Annotated in this window: 17 protein-coding genes and 1 pseudogene; 10 read left to right on the forward strand and 8 right to left on the reverse strand. The window is 66.1% G+C overall.

Annotation, left to right across the window (positions count from 1 at the left end; genetic code table 11):
• Positions 1 to 176: 176 nt before the first annotated feature.
• Positions 177 to 497, forward strand: coding sequence for a hypothetical protein (locus KIK15_RS04030; RefSeq protein ID WP_214242816.1), 321 nt, complete (start codon positions 177 to 179; stop codon positions 495 to 497).
• Positions 498 to 610: 113 nt separating this feature from the next.
• Here KIK15_RS04030 and KIK15_RS04035 read toward each other — a convergent pair whose 3' ends face one another.
• Together KIK15_RS04035 and KIK15_RS04040 are read right to left on the reverse strand one after the other, a co-directional pair.
• Entirely contained in the window at positions 611 to 1495 is an 885-nt protein-coding gene (locus tag KIK15_RS04035; protein WP_214242817.1) for a sialate O-acetylesterase, read from the reverse strand.
• 55 nt (positions 1496 to 1550) lie between these two features.
• Entirely contained in the window at positions 1551 to 2603 is a 1053-nt protein-coding gene (locus KIK15_RS04040) for an LLM class F420-dependent oxidoreductase (protein ID WP_307851722.1), read from the reverse strand.
• Between the two features lie 138 nt (positions 2604 to 2741).
• Between KIK15_RS04040 and KIK15_RS04045 the strand changes: the two genes are divergently transcribed.
• The 6 genes from KIK15_RS04045 (at position 2742) to menE (ending at position 6653) form a co-directional block, all read left to right on the forward strand.
• Positions 2742 to 3131, forward strand: a complete 390-nt coding sequence (locus tag KIK15_RS04045; RefSeq protein WP_214242818.1) for a VOC family protein — start codon at positions 2742 to 2744, stop codon at positions 3129 to 3131.
• A 116-nt stretch (positions 3132 to 3247) separates the two neighbouring features.
• Complete coding sequence (locus tag KIK15_RS04050) at positions 3248 to 4477, forward strand: inorganic phosphate transporter (RefSeq protein ID WP_214242819.1); 1230 nt, start codon at positions 3248 to 3250, stop codon at positions 4475 to 4477.
• 35 nt (positions 4478 to 4512) lie between these two features.
• Positions 4513 to 4797: a hypothetical protein gene (locus KIK15_RS04055; RefSeq protein ID WP_214242820.1), complete on the forward strand. Its 285-nt coding sequence runs from the start codon at positions 4513 to 4515 to the stop codon at positions 4795 to 4797.
• A gap of 9 nt (positions 4798 to 4806) precedes the next feature.
• Entirely contained in the window at positions 4807 to 5112 is a 306-nt protein-coding gene (locus KIK15_RS04060) for a DUF3349 domain-containing protein (protein WP_214242821.1), read from the forward strand.
• Between the two features lie 54 nt (positions 5113 to 5166).
• Entirely contained in the window at positions 5167 to 5496 is a 330-nt protein-coding gene (locus KIK15_RS04065; protein ID WP_214242822.1) for a DUF3349 domain-containing protein, read from the forward strand.
• A complete protein-coding gene (gene menE / locus KIK15_RS04070) occupies positions 5490 to 6653 on the forward strand; it encodes an o-succinylbenzoate--CoA ligase (RefSeq protein ID WP_374222815.1) in 1164 nt (387 codons plus the stop codon). Before KIK15_RS04065 ends, menE begins: the two co-directional genes overlap by 7 nt.
• 43 nt (positions 6654 to 6696) lie before the next feature.
• Here menE and KIK15_RS04075 read toward each other — a convergent pair whose 3' ends face one another.
• Both KIK15_RS04075 and KIK15_RS04080 read right to left on the reverse strand, forming a co-directional pair.
• Positions 6697 to 7158: a hypothetical protein gene (locus KIK15_RS04075; protein WP_214242824.1), complete on the reverse strand. Its 462-nt coding sequence runs from the start codon at positions 7156 to 7158 to the stop codon at positions 6697 to 6699.
• A gap of 155 nt (positions 7159 to 7313) precedes the next feature.
• On the reverse strand, positions 7314 to 7970 hold the full coding sequence (locus tag KIK15_RS04080; RefSeq protein ID WP_214242825.1) for a nitroreductase family protein: 657 nt from the start codon (positions 7968 to 7970) through the stop codon (positions 7314 to 7316).
• 171 nt (positions 7971 to 8141) lie between these two features.
• Between KIK15_RS04080 and KIK15_RS04085 the strand changes: the two genes are divergently transcribed.
• The 3 genes and pseudogenes from KIK15_RS04085 to KIK15_RS04095 all read left to right on the forward strand — a co-directional run bounded on the left by KIK15_RS04085 (position 8142) and on the right by KIK15_RS04095 (position 10580).
• Complete coding sequence (locus tag KIK15_RS04085; protein WP_307851723.1) at positions 8142 to 8891, forward strand: LuxR C-terminal-related transcriptional regulator; 750 nt, start codon at positions 8142 to 8144, stop codon at positions 8889 to 8891.
• A 641-nt stretch (positions 8892 to 9532) separates the two neighbouring features.
• Positions 9533 to 9613, forward strand: a pseudogene (locus KIK15_RS18245) (LuxR family transcriptional regulator); the annotation flags it as partial.
• A gap of 97 nt (positions 9614 to 9710) precedes the next feature.
• Positions 9711 to 10580, forward strand: coding sequence for a 1,4-dihydroxy-2-naphthoate polyprenyltransferase (locus tag KIK15_RS04095; protein WP_214242828.1), 870 nt, complete (start codon positions 9711 to 9713; stop codon positions 10578 to 10580).
• Positions 10581 to 10617: 37 nt separating this feature from the next.
• Here the strand turns inward: KIK15_RS04095 and KIK15_RS04100 are convergent, their stop codons facing one another.
• From KIK15_RS04100 to KIK15_RS04115, 4 genes are all read right to left on the reverse strand, one after another.
• Entirely contained in the window at positions 10618 to 11313 is a 696-nt protein-coding gene (locus tag KIK15_RS04100; RefSeq protein ID WP_214242829.1) for a hypothetical protein, read from the reverse strand.
• Entirely contained in the window at positions 11310 to 12548 is a 1239-nt protein-coding gene (locus KIK15_RS04105; protein ID WP_214242830.1) for a hypothetical protein, read from the reverse strand. The genes KIK15_RS04100 and KIK15_RS04105 overlap by 4 nt, the downstream gene beginning before the upstream one ends.
• A gap of 184 nt (positions 12549 to 12732) precedes the next feature.
• A complete protein-coding gene (locus KIK15_RS04110; protein WP_214242831.1) occupies positions 12733 to 13506 on the reverse strand; it encodes a Clp protease N-terminal domain-containing protein in 774 nt (257 codons plus the stop codon).
• A 1-nt stretch (position 13507) separates the two neighbouring features.
• Positions 13508 to 13732: a helix-turn-helix domain-containing protein gene (locus tag KIK15_RS04115; protein WP_214242832.1), complete on the reverse strand. Its 225-nt coding sequence runs from the start codon at positions 13730 to 13732 to the stop codon at positions 13508 to 13510.
• Positions 13733 to 13948: the final 216 nt, after the last annotated feature.

The raw sequence follows: 13948 nt of genomic DNA on the forward strand, positions 1-13948 counted from the left end.
CCGGGCCCTGTCCTCCCATCGCCGCGGCCTGCGTAGCCACGGTTTGCATCACGTTCGCCACCCCCCAGTGCCGCCGCCGAACTGACCGGCATCACGGCAGTGAAGGCCGCGCGCTTCGACTGATGCTTAGAAGCTCCGAATCACTTGTGGCACAACAAGGTCGAGAGGACAACCCGATGAGTCGACAGATCAGGATCGTTCTCGAACTCGTGCTGCTGGTCGGTGGGGTGATCGCCTACGTGCTCAGTGGCCAGGTGCTGATCCTCGTGGCTGTGGCGGCGTTCCTGGTGGTGTCCCGGTTGTCGACGTTTCGCTCGATGCTCGGCGACACCACCAGGGTCGCCGAACTGCGTGCCGACCGCATCAGCCCGGACGGCTCGCGTACGCCACTCCTCGATGTCGGGGACCTCGACACCAGTGAGATCAAGCGGTATCGAAAGGAGTATCCCGGCGCGAGCATCTCGGATGCGATCGTCGCCCTGAACGCACGCGACTGACCGACCGCGACCAATGATGCCGGCGGCATCGGCACCCCACTCGACCCGAGCGTTCATCGCTCTCGTGTGGAGGAACACGAACATCATGACCTGGCCACTGACGCCGCGTGAGGTCAGTCGGTCATCTCTTGGAACTTCTCGAACATCCGCGCCCCGATGATTCGACCGGCGCCGGCGTTGAGGTGGGGATCGTGGGCACCATTCGACATGCCGTCCGGTGACTCGACGAACCCCACGTTGGGGTGGCGGTTGGGTGAATCGCGATGCACCGCATCAATTCCGACCAGCTTCGGCGATCCGCGCCGGATCAGCTCTGGATTGAGTGCGCCCACGATGAACGGCACCGGCCCGTAGCGCACCCGCAGCGACGCGATCAGCAGATCCAGTTGCGCCTGATATTCCTCCGGCGGGGTCAACGGGCCATCGGACTCACCCTGATGCCACAGGATGGCCGACAGTGGTTCGCCGGTGAACTTCAGAGCAGAGTCGATCTGGGCCACGGCGTAGCGGAACAGGTTGACCCGCACCGACGTGTTCTCCGGGTTCCACGAGTACCCGTTCTTCGGGTAGAACGACGTGTCGCCGCGCGCAGTGGGCACCAGCAGCACTGGATCGCCGGTCGCCTCGGCCAGCCGCGACCCGAATTCGGTGGCGAAACCCACTCCGCTGGTGGGCACTTCGTGCAGCAGCGGGTCACGCGCCTGCAACACCCGACGCCCGCGGTACCGACCACAGCCGGGCCACTGGTGCACCCGCGGGTTGGGTGGCGGCGGACTCACCCCCGGCTCCTCGATCCCGGCCCCGGCCGCATTCGACTGCCCCAGGATGGCCACCACCTGATAGGGCTGGTCGAACGGCTCGGCAGGCACCCCGGTGGCGATCAGCTTCTTGACCGTGGTCTTGGCGCGCTGCAACAACTGCAGCTTCAGTGGGAAATCGCCGTGGACCTTGCGGTCCTCCTCGTAGGAGCGCAGTACCGGATCGAACGGAGATGGCATGAGGTGGTCTTTTCCGTGTCAGGGGCGCGGCCGAGCGGGCAGTGCAGAGGGCAGGTCAGGCAATCATCTCCTTGAGGAGCCCGATCTGCTTGACGTTGCCCTCGTGGTCGGGTGCCATCGGGCTGGCCAGCACCATCGTCACCCCGCCATCAGAAAAGGCCTGCACCCGATCCTTCACCTCGGCCGGGGTCCCGATCAGCGAGATCTGACGCACCAGGTCGTCAGGCACGGCCGCAGCCGCCTCCACCTTCTTGCCGTCGAGATAGAGGTCTTGGATGGTCTTGGCCTCATCGACGTAGCCGTAGCGCACCGCCAGGTCGTTGTAGAAGTTCTTGCCGCGCGCACCCATTCCTCCCACGTACAGGGCGACGTTGTGCGACACCGCAACTCGCGCATTGGCCAGCGCGGCCTCGTCCTCGGAGATGAGCAGCGCCGTGGTCACCGAGATCTGCAGCGGACCCAACTCGGGGTCGCGCTTGGCGGTGCCGGCGCGCAACGACTCACCGAAGGCCGCATCGACGTGGTCGGGGTGGAAGAAGATCGGCTGCCACTCCTCGAACTTCTCCGCCGCCAGCGCCACGTTCTTGGGGCCGATGGCCGCCAACGCCATCGGGATACGTTGACGCACGGGATGATTGATCAGCTTGAGGGCCTTGCCCAGCCCGGTGCCGCCGTCCTCTTTGGTCAGGGGCAGCTTGTAGTACTTGCCGTCGTAGTTCAGCGGCTCGCGACGCCATACCATGCGGCAGATGTCGGCGTACTCACGCGCCCGGCCCAGCGGAGCGTCGTACTTCACGCCGTGGAAACCCTCGATGACCTGTGGACCGGAGGCTCCGATTCCCAGCACCATCCGCCCGCCCGAGATGTAGTCGAGTCCGGCGGCGGTCATCGCGACGTTGGTGGGGGTGCGTGAGAACATCGGCAGGATGCCGGTGGCCAGCTCCAGCCGCGAGGACTTGGCGGCGATGTAGCCCAGCTGGCTCACCGCGTCGAAGCTGTAGGCCTCGGGCACCGCGACGCGGTCCAGGCCGGCCGCCTCGAACTGCAGCAGGTTGTCGATCGTCTCGCTGAAATCGCCTGCGTAGTTGATCCCCATACCGATCTTCACAGTCGCTACCGCCCTTTCGTCGACGTCACCGTCGATCTTGCCTCAGACCGCTGTGGCCCAGCTCTCAGGGTCAGCATAACTGGGGTTATGGCAGTGATATGTGGGTTTCGGAGCCAACCACCCTGGTAGACCGTGCACATGGAGATCCTCAGCGCACGAGTGTTGCTGCGACCCCGCGACCCAGCAGCGACCCTGGCGTTTTACCGCGACCAGTTGGACCTGGCCATCGCCCGCGAATACCCCGGCGGCGTGGTGTTCTTCGCTGGATCCACGCTGATCGAGGTGGCCGCGCACCTGGCCGCCGACACCGCTGTGGAACCCACCACCGCGCTGTGGCTACAGGTGCGCGACGCCGACGCCACCGAAGCCGACCTACGGGCCGCAGCGGTGCCGATCACGCGGTCGGCTCGCACCGAACCGTGGGGTCTGCGTGAGCTGCACGCCACCGACCCCGACGGGCGCACCCTGATCTTCGTCGAGATCCCCGCCGACCATCCGTTACGCGTGGACCAACGACCAGCCCCCTGAACACTGACGGTCGGTTGAACACTTCATCTACTCAAGGTGAACTGCCAGGTCAGCCGCTTTCCGGGCGCTGTGTGATCCTTGGACACGGCCACCGCCACAGGATCACACTGACCGCCATGAGTGCAGAAACACTGATCCTGGTGCTCCTGGTCGTCACCGCCCTGGGATTCGACTTCACCAACGGCTTCCACGACACCGGCAACGCGATGGCGACCTCGATCGCCACCGGGGCGCTCCAGCCCAAGACCGCGGTCACCATCGCCGCGCTCCTCAACCTCGTCGGGGCATTTCTCTCGGTGCAGGTGGCTGCGACCATCACCAAGGACGTGCTCAAGATCCAGCAGACCAAGGGACCTGGTGCCGGCGAGCTGGTCAGCGGCCTGGACGGGCAGAAGGCACTGATCATCATCTTCGCCGGGCTCATCGGCGGCATCCTGTGGAACCTGTTGACCTGGCTGCTCGGCCTACCCTCGAGCAGCTCGCATGCACTGTTCGGCGGACTGATCGGGTCGGGGTTGGCCGCCATCGGCACCTCCGGCGTCAACTGGCACGGCATCACCCAGAAGATCATCATCCCAGCGTTGCTGGCCCCGGTGATCGCGCTGGTGGTGGCGGCACTGGGCACCTGGCTGATCTACGCGATCTCCGCCAAGATCGCAGAGTCGGTCAAAGACAGCGGTTTTCGCGCCGGACAGATCGCCACCGCCTCGCTGGTATCGCTGGCCCACGGCACCGGCGACGCCCAGAAGACCATGGGTGTCATCGCGTTGGCGCTCATCGCCACCGGACACCTGTCGGCATCCACGGTCAGCGACGGACTGCCCGTCTGGGTGATCCTCTCCTGCGCCATCGCGATCGCTCTGGGCACCTACCTGGGTGGCTGGCGCATCATCCGCACGCTGGGCAAAGGCCTGGTGGAGATCAAGGCACCACAGGGCATGGCGGCCGAAGCATCCTCTGCGGCAATCATTCTCACCTCCAGCGCCGCCGGTATGGCGCTGTCGACCACACACGTCGCCACCGGTTCCATCCTGGGCTCGGGTGTGGGCAAACCGGGTGCGGCCGTGCGCTGGGGCGTGGCCGGACGCATGGTGGTGGCCTGGGTGACCACACTGCCGCTGGCGGGCCTGGTCGGTGCGGCCACCTACTACATCGCCCACCTCATCGGCGGGTCGGCGGGAGCCATCGTCATCTTCGCCATCCTGGTGGCGCTGTCGGGCTACATGTATTGGCGCGCACAGCAGCAGAAGGTGGACCACACCAACGTCAACGCCGACTGGGACGACGAGTCGAACTCGGTGCTGCCCGCCGAGGTGGCCGGTCGATCCACCGTCGCATCCCGCTGAGCAACGCCTACTCTCACAGACTGACAAGGATTCTCATGGACACCCTCGAATCGATCGTCAAGGTCCTGGTGGTGGGGCTGGCGCTGGGCGCTGGACTACCGGCCGTGTTCGCCATCGGACTTCGCCTCTACGCCAACGGCTCGGGCGCCACCGACGCCGACGGCACCACGCATGCACCCAATCCGGCGCTGCGCGCACTCGGAGTGGCGCTGTTCGTCCTCATCTCCGCGGTGATCGTCGTCGGCATCCTGTGGATTGCCCGCACCTCGATCAACTACCACTTCGGCGTGAACCTGTTCCCGTTCGCACCGGTGAAATGAGAGATGCACATGGCTGACACCAACACTTTCGACGCCATCCTGAACTGGCTACGCAAGGGCTATCCCGAAGGGGTGCCGCCCACGGACTACTTTCCACTGCTGGCTCTGTTGAAGCGCTCGCTGGACGAAGAACAGATCACACGCGCCATCCTGATCATGTTCAAAGAACACGGCACCGACGATCCGGTCACCGAGGAACAGATCCGCGGTGCTATCGCATCGGTGATCGAGAAAGAACCCAACCCCGAGGAAATCCACCAGGTGGCCTCCCGCCTGGCGTCGGTCGGATGGCCGCTGGCGTCTCCTACGCCGTAGCTCCACCGACCGCACGGTGTGTGAAGATCGGATCACATACCGCAAGGAGGCCAGGTGGATCGCCCGACGATGCTGCGTTCGATCATCACCTGGCTGCGTGCGGGAGACCCGCATGGTGGTCTGCGGGGCTACCACATCCCACTGCTGCCACTGCTGCCACTGCTGGGTCGACGGCTGACCGACGACGAGGTGCGTGACGTCGCCGCAACCGTCATCGACCAGACCGAACAACCGCCGACATCACGGGTGGACATCGCGGTGCAGATCAGTCAGATCACCGAGAAGATGCCGTCGCAGGAGGACACCGAGCGGGTGCACTCGGTTCTGGCTGCGGCCGGTTGGGATCTCGACGAGCCGGGTCCGCCCGGTGGGGCCTCATCGTGAAAACGCTTGAGCTGCTGCCCATCGGGACCGGACCGGCCGCGTTGACCGCGCTGGACACCCTGGCGCAGGTGCTGGACGGATCGGTGGCGGTGGTGCCTGCACCCGCCGACGACCCCGTCGAGACCCACCGGCTGACGTCAGCTCTGGGCGTGGGTGAACCGATCGACAACGCAGTGAGCCTGGTGGTGTCCACCTCGGGGAGCACCGGAATTCCCAAGGGCGCCATGCACACCCCGTCATCACTGGCCGCATCGGCTGCGGCCACCGAGGCGCGGCTGGGTGGCCCCGGTGGGTGGTTGCTGGCCCTACCCACTCACCACATCGCCGGGCTGCAGGTGTTGCTGCGCAGCATCCGATCCGGTCATCCTCCGGTAGCCATCGACGTGGCCCATGGCTTCGACCCGGGCGATCTGATCGCGGGTCTCGACGCCCTGGACGCACCGCGCCGCTACACCTCGTTGGTTCCGACGCAGCTGGTGAAAGTGCTCGACCACCCCGGCGCGGTGGGCGCACTGCGCGAGATCGATGCGGTGCTCGTGGGCGGTGCAGCCACGCCGGTTCCTCTGCTGCACAGGGCAATCGAGGCCGGGATCCCGGTGGTGCGCACCTACGGGATGAGCGAGACCGGTGGCGGATGCGTGTATGACGGGGTCCCGCTCGATGGTGTCGAGGTCAGCATCGTCGATCCGACCCTGGACGGAGTGGGCCGGGTGATCATCCGCGGACCGGTGGTGGCACAGGGCTATCGAGGTCTCGACCACCCGGCGTTCGCGGTGACGGGCGAGTTCGGCACCGACGACCTCGGACGCCTCGACAACGGTGTGCTCAGCGTGGTCGGGCGCGCTGACGAGGCGATCAGCAGCGGCGGGTTGACCGTCGTACCGCAGGTGGTGGAAGCGGCGATCCTCACCGATCCCACGGTGGCCGAATGCGCGGTGATCGGTCTGCCCGATGAGCGCCTAGGTGAGCGGGTGGTGGCCGTCGTCGTGGCCGCCGTCGGTGCCCACATCTCCCCAGATCGCCTGCGGGAAAACGTGACTGAGCGTCTGGGCCGGTTCGCGGCGCCACGTGAGGTTATCGAGGTGGACGCCATGCCGTTACGTGGTCCGGGCAAGATCGACCGACGCGCGTTACGCGCCCGCTACGCGTCGGGGTGAGTGGACAGCCACTGACGGAGCTGATCACCCACCCCAACGGCCGTCAGCGGAAGGACCAGTCCACCCCGTAGTAGGTGTAGTTGCGGTCGGCTCCGTAGACCGTCATGGCGATCTGCGTGCTACCTGAGCTGAGGAAGAAGCACTTCACATACCGAGTGGCGTGGCTGGGGCAACCGCCGTTGCTGCCCACCTGATCGAAGATGTAAAACACCTCTTTGGGCTGCGGGGCATACGTCGAGTCGAACTGGTTGCTGGAGTAAGAGTTCGAGCAGTCGATGTCGCTGCCGACCACACCGAACTTGTAGTTCTTCCACGCGGCACAGTTCGCGAACCGAAGCATGAGCTGCTCGAGAGTGGAGTCCGCCGGCGACTGGTTGAACTGGGAACGTGCGCTCCCGACCGCAGGGCCGGTGTTCTCATCCACCGCCTGCGCAGGCGCATGCAACGCCAGTCCCAAGGTGCACGCGATGATTCCGACCAACAGCGATCGCAGTCTGATTGACATGTCATCCCCCTGAATCGTGATGTGGCCGAACGCTTTGCTCGGCTGTCGTCACGGTAGCCCGAGGATTGAGCTGTGGCGAGCGTCACATTGTCCGCATAGCGTTCAAACCGGACGAATTGAAGCGGTCCGCCCCAACGCTTTCCACCACATGCTGCTCACCACCGGTCGATGTGCAAGACGTCGTCGAGGGGTGCACGCGGGGCGGGTTTGAACGTCTCGCCGGTGTAGTACGCGGTGGGAATCAACGCGCCCTGCAGGAAATCGTCTGGGATACCCAAGATCTCGGCCACCTCGGCGTCGCGCATCAGGTGCAGGGTGGTCCAGGCGGTTCCCAGTCCCCGCGCCCGCGCGGCCAACATGTAGCTCCACACCGCCGGGAACAACGATCCCCACACGGCGGCTTGGCCGGCCAGATTCATCTCCCGGCCCCCGCGGATACAGGGAATCAGCAACACCGGCACCTTGCCCATGTTCTCCCCGAGGTATTCCACACTCGTACCGATTCTTTTTTGTACTTTCGAACGGTCCGGATCGTCGACGAATTGTTTGGTGACCGAGATACGCGAGTCGAGATAGGCCTGCGTTTGTTCTCGATAGATGTCGCCGATGCGGCGACGCTGCTGTGGATCGGTCACCACAATCCACTGCCAGCCCTGCATGTTCGATCCCGACGGCGCCTGCAGCGCGATCTCCAGGCATTCGCGAATCACCGCCATCGGGACCGGCGTGTCCAGGTCCAGGCGCTTTCGCACGGTGCGGGTGGTGGTCAGCAGTTCATCGGGGGTGAGATCGAGGGTTGCCATGGGACCCATGGTGCCAGGCGAGGTGGGTGAACACATCAGACAGCGCGGGGCCATCGATTGTCGTCCGATCAGATGACTTATCGTCCTATCCCGGGTCGTGATTGGTTGCCGATCACTGATCCGGGGTATGAATCTGGGTGGGCAGCATTGCCATTCGCTCGACGGAAGGGGACGCAGGTGGTGCCGACAGCACAATCCCACGCACCCTTTCGCATCGGCGTCGTCGACGATCACGAGATATCGATCATTGGATTGAAATCGATTCTCGACACCACCGACGATGTGGTGTTCGCCGGCGGTGCACCGACGGTCGCCATGTTCTTGGACACCACGCATGATTTGGACCTGGTGTTGCTGGACCTCAGGCTCGGTGACGGGACGTCACCGGGAGAGAACGTCGAGCGCCTGCGGGCACACGGCCTCGAGTCCCTGATCTACAACGGCGCCGAAGAGCCCTTCCTGGTGCGGTCTGCGGCCGCCGCAGGGGTGCTGGGAGTGATCCGCAAGTCGACCCGAACCACCGTGCTGCTGGACGCGATCCGAGCGGCCGCCCGCAGCGAGCAGGTGCCCACCATGGACTGGGCCGCAGCCATCGACGCCGACAGCGAGTTCGTCAGCGTGGTCCTCAGCCCCCGCCAACGGGAGGTGTTGGAGCTGTATGCCGCCGGTGAGCCCGCGGCGCGGGTGGCAACCCTCACCGGTCTGGCCAGCGATACCGTGAACATCTTCCTCGCCCGCATCCGCCAGAAGTACGCCTCCGTCGGTCGCCCCGCCCCCACCAAGACCGACCTGTACAAGCGCGCCCTGGAAGACGGCATCCTGCCGTTCCCGACGCGACCGCGCGACGCAGTCATCGAAGCGGTCGATGCGCGCACCGGGACCACACCGGACGAGCCCAGCCCGAATTCGCGCGGCGATCGCCGACGGTGATGCGTTGGGGTCACGCGGCGGCCACCGGCGACCTTCCAGCCCCGGCGATCCGTTGCCGTTGCGCTGGACGATCCCGATCTGCCTGACGCCTGCGCTGCTGGGCTGGGTGTCCTTGCAGGGCGGCCCCATGGTCGTCGAGCTCAGCGAGGGCTGGGGCCGAAGTATCGGGGTGCCATTGCTGTGCTTCATGTGCGTGCTCGGCCGTACCCGCTACGCATGGCCGGGTTTCCTTGCCGTGGTCGCGGTGTTCGCCATCCACTACGCCCACTCCATCGGGCCGCTGGCCGGTGCAGCCCGCTGCCTCACCGACGGTGCGGTGCTGGCCATCGCGACCGTATTCGCTGTGACCATCCGGCCCACCGCCCAGACGATCTTCGCGTTGCGGGCAGCAGGCGCCCGGCGTGCGGCTGAGGTGGCCGCGCGTGAAGCCACCGCGATCGAACGGGATTCCCAACTGTCCGAACTCGACACCCTGGCGCGACCGCTGTTGGCGCGCATCGCGTCCGGGGCCGCTCTGAGCGCCGCCGAACGTCTGCAATGTGAACTGCTCGACGCCGAACTGCGCGATCGGCTGCGCGCCCCCGGTTTGCACAGTGCCGCGGTGGCCGCCGCAGCCGCCCGCGCCCGCGCGCGTGGTGTCGGCCGGGCGACCGGCACCCACCAAGGCATCGCTGCTCGCCCGCGCCCTGCAAGACGGACACGTCGATCTCGACGAACTCTGACACCGGGCCCGCGGTGGTGGGCGACCTGCGTCCCGAGCGGGCAGCTGCATCCGGGGCGGCTGCGGACCCGCCCGGATTCGTAGGCAAGTATTGCCACATGGCAACACCGCGACAGTGGCTTGACGGGGCGCGCCCCCGCACATTTCCCAACGCGATCGCACCGGTGATCGCCGGGACCGGGGCCGCCGGCTGGTTGGGCGCGGCGGACTGGTGGAAGGCTGTCGCAGCCATGGTCGTAGCCCTGGCCCTGGTGATCGGCGTCAACTACGCCAACGACTATTCCGACGGCATCCGCGGCACCGACGATGCGCGGGTGGGGCCGATGCGGCTGGTCGGGTCGAGAGCGGCGGCACCGAACGCGGTACGGGCGGCGGCATTTCTGTCCTTCGCCGTGGCGGGGATCGCGGGTGTGGTGCTGGCCGCGACCACCGCGTGGTGGCTGGTGCTGATCGGCGTGGCCTGTGTGGCCGGCGCATGGTTCTACACCGGCGGGAAAACCCCCTATGGCTACCTCGGCTTCGGTGAGGTGGCGGTGTTCGTGTTCTTCGGCCTGGTGGCGGTACTGGGCACCCAGTTCGTACAGGCGCAGCGGATCGACTGGGTGGGCGCGGTATGCGCTGTGGCGATCGGCTGCTATTCGTCAGCGGTGTTGGTGGCCAACAACCTTCGCGACATCGCCTCCGACACCGACGCAGGCAAGATCACCCTGGCGGTGCGGTTGGGTGATGCACGCACCCGCCACCTGCATCTGGGCCTGGTGGCGCTGCCGTCGGTGCTGTCGCTGGTGCTGGTGGCCGCCACCCCGTGGGCCCTTGTGGGACTGGTGGCGATACCGCTGTCCTACCGCGCCAACGCCCCCGTACGCGCGGGAGCGTTGGGGCCGGCGTTGATCCCGGCGCTGGCGGCAACAGGATTGGCGATGATCGCCTGGGCCGGCGGAACCGCGGTCGGGCTGTTTCTCGCCTGACCGCACCTGCCACGGCCTGCCCACCCGCCCGGTCGGGTCAGGTCGGCTTGGCTCGATACGCGGTCCGCAGATGATCGAGGTAGCTCTGCGGGTCGGGCCACCGGCCGTCTTGTGCACCAGGGCGATGCAGTGTGAGCTGCCCGTCGGGCTGAACCCGGACGGTGGTGGTCGAGCGTCGGTTCACATCCGTCACCTGCGCGCCGGCCCCGCAATCGTGGATGCACACGCTCTCGCCGAACATCGAACGGGCCGAACCCATATCGACGGCAGCGGCAGATCCCGTGCGGTTGGCGCTGCTCACATAGACGACCCGATGACCGTCGAGCACTGCCGACGTGCCCGGCCACCGCGACCCGAACAGCAGCACCCAACCGTCTCGGTGCGCAGGAGCCATCCACTGTGGGATGGCGGCACCGGGGCGCACGGGCAGCAACACCGTCGCCCGCTCCTCCACCAGCAGGTGGTCGACCAATGGTCGGTCCACAACCGCGCAGAGGTCGATCACCGCGTCGACTGTCTCAGCGGTGTGCACCCACAAGGCAACCGACTGCTCGAGTGGGCGCCCCTTCGCCGAGTTCACCACGCGCGGATCGGTGGCGGCCACCACCCACGCCAGGGGCGCGGGATTGCCAAGGACCACCGCAGACCCAGCAGCGAGCTCGCTGCGCGCCGTCATCAGATCGCTGCTCACTGCCGCGGGGGCAGCGCTCACCGGGACCGGGAAGGTGTTCACACCGCCACCGCCGACATCACACCGGCAAGGTAGTCGGCAAATTCATCCCGAGAAACCACAGCGTGGTTGGCGGCGAAAGCCGATTCCTTCACCCACTCCATCGCCGCCCGCGCCTGTGCGCGATCGAGGCGGTATCCGAGTTGCCCAGCGACTGCGTCGATCACACGCAAACTGGCCAGATGCGTCAGCACGATCGTCGGCTCGATACCGAGGTCGGCCTCAGGATCGAAGGGCGCAAAAAGCTGGGGGTCGACGAACGGCGTGCCGGTGGAGATGGTCCCCACCCCAGTTCCGACGATCGGTGTCGTCACTGTCAATGGCGTTCCGGTCTCCCGTGACACCGCACGCGCCAGTCGGGGCAGGAAGCTCAGATCGACTGGGCCCCACCACAGGTCATCACCGGCACCCAAGAGCGCAGCTGCCCGAGTCCGGTCGTGCGCCAGCAGAAACATCAACTGCTCGGTGTGCACCAGCCCGGAACGTTCAGCCAAACCGAGGATGGATGAGGACACCACCCGGGTTCCCGTCCGCAGCGCCTCGAGGGTGTTGCTCAGACCAAGACCGAGATCGTTGTGCAGGTGCGAGCCCACGACCACCGAGTCGTCGGCAGCCGCCTGTACCCCGGCGAACATGGCGGCAGCGTCGGCAGGCAGTTGGGCTCCCACCGTGTCAGCCAACAGAACCGCTCCGGCCCCAGCGGCTGTCATCCACGACGCCGCCGCGCCCATGAGGCCGTAGTCGGCGCGTGAGGCATCGGCCATGCAGATATCCACGGCCACATCGGCATTGCGCGCTTTCGCCGCATAGATCAGATCGCGCGCGGAGGCCAGCACTGACTCGGCTCGCTGGTGGGTCATGCATTGCGCCATCGCGTCTGATGCCGGAACCACCACCATCACGCGCGAATCAGGTGCTCCCGCAACGGAATCAACAGCCTGCAGTACGTCACCTTCAGTGCTGCGACACACGGCGGCAACGCTGACCGAGTCAGATGCTTCGTCCGCCACGGCGCGGACTGCGGCGAACTCTGCCGCACAGATCGCCGGAAAACCCGCAGCGAACACGACGTGGCGAGCACCGTTCGCACCGAACATCGCACCCATCTCGCACGCCAGCTGCACTCGAAATGCACTGCTCATGAGCGTCTTAGCTTGCGCACCGTCGCGAGCGGACTCTTCCCAGATCACCACCCGGCCCGATCGTGCCGACTCTCTGATCAGGTCGTGTGATGCCATGGTGCCTCCTGTGGACACCCCGCGCCCCACGGACCCAGGGTGCGTCGTCGCCGACAACTCCGATCGGAGAAGTCGGCAAAAGCATATCAACCAATTTAGTTTACGAAGATATATTTCCCCGGCCGAGGCCCACCTCAGTCGGAGGACTGGACGCCCGAGTCATGACGGTGCGCGAACCACGGCATCAGATCCGCGCGGTCATCATCTCTCGCAACGACGCGACGGTCGTCACCGATTCGATCAACGAGATCGTCTGTGCGTCACCGGCGTCGAGGATGCCCATCAGAATACCTTCCGACGTCAGGTCGGAACCGCCGGCGGTGCGCGCCGAGGCGACCGCAGCTGACAACGCCGCTCGCGCCGAACCGGAGAACCGGGGTCGACCCCACGGTCCGCCGCGCCCGCGTGGGCCGCGACGCCCACGCCCCGGCTCCCACGGACCAATCTGTCGAGGGTGATCATGGCCATCGCCCCACGAGCCGCGCGCGTGCGGTCCACCTCGTCCGTCATGACGACGAGGTCCACCCCGTCCCCCGTGGCGGTGCGGACCGCCTCGGTGGTTGTCACCAGAGCCGGATCCGCCTGCGGGACCACGTGATCCACGCTCGCCCCACCCGGCGATCAGGTCGGCTCCAAAGTTCTTCTTGATCGCTGCGACCACCGCATCGAGGTCGATGCCGATCGATCGCAGCGCGTCCCGATCCTCCTGCACCCGAGAATCATCGTCAGGATCTAGGTCGTAATCGTCGGTGGCAGAATGGATCTCACGCACTTTCTCACGAGAATTGTTCAGCGTGAAGCCTTCTGCGGTCAGCAACTCGAACAGCGGGCTACGCGCATTGCACAGCATGCCGAGGATCAGGTGGTCGGGGCCGAGGTGGGTGTGCCCAAGGTCTGCAGCCTCCTCCATGGCGAAGCCCAGGGTGTGTCGGGCTTCGCGTGTCAGGTGTTCGAACATGTCAGGTCTCTTTTCTTTGGTGTGAGTGCTTCTGGTGCACGGCCTGCCGACTGATCTGCAACACGTCTGCGATCGCCTGCCAGCTCCAGCCCTGCTCACGCGCATTGGCCACCTGAACCGATTCGAGGCGGTCGGCCAGGGTGCGCAGAGCGCGGACGGCAGCCAATCCACGGGCGGGATCGGTGCTCGCGGCAGCAGCGGTGATGTCGGTCGGCTCGTCGTGCATCGTGTCAGGTTATGTTGACGAAGCACTGCTGTCAATATTTATTGACAGCGCACCCGGGGCGATTACCCGTCGGTTGGGCGGAAACCCGCGTCGGTTGGGCGGAAACCCGCGTCGGTTGGACGGTAGTCCCCGTCCACTGAGCGGAAACCCGCGTCGGTTGGGCGGTAGTCCCCGTCCACTGAGCGGAAACCCGCGTCGGTTGGGCGGTAGTCCCCG

The organism is Williamsia sp. CHRR-6 (assembly GCF_018474015.1).
Taxonomy (GTDB): Bacteria; Actinomycetota; Actinomycetes; order Mycobacteriales; family Mycobacteriaceae; genus Williamsia_A.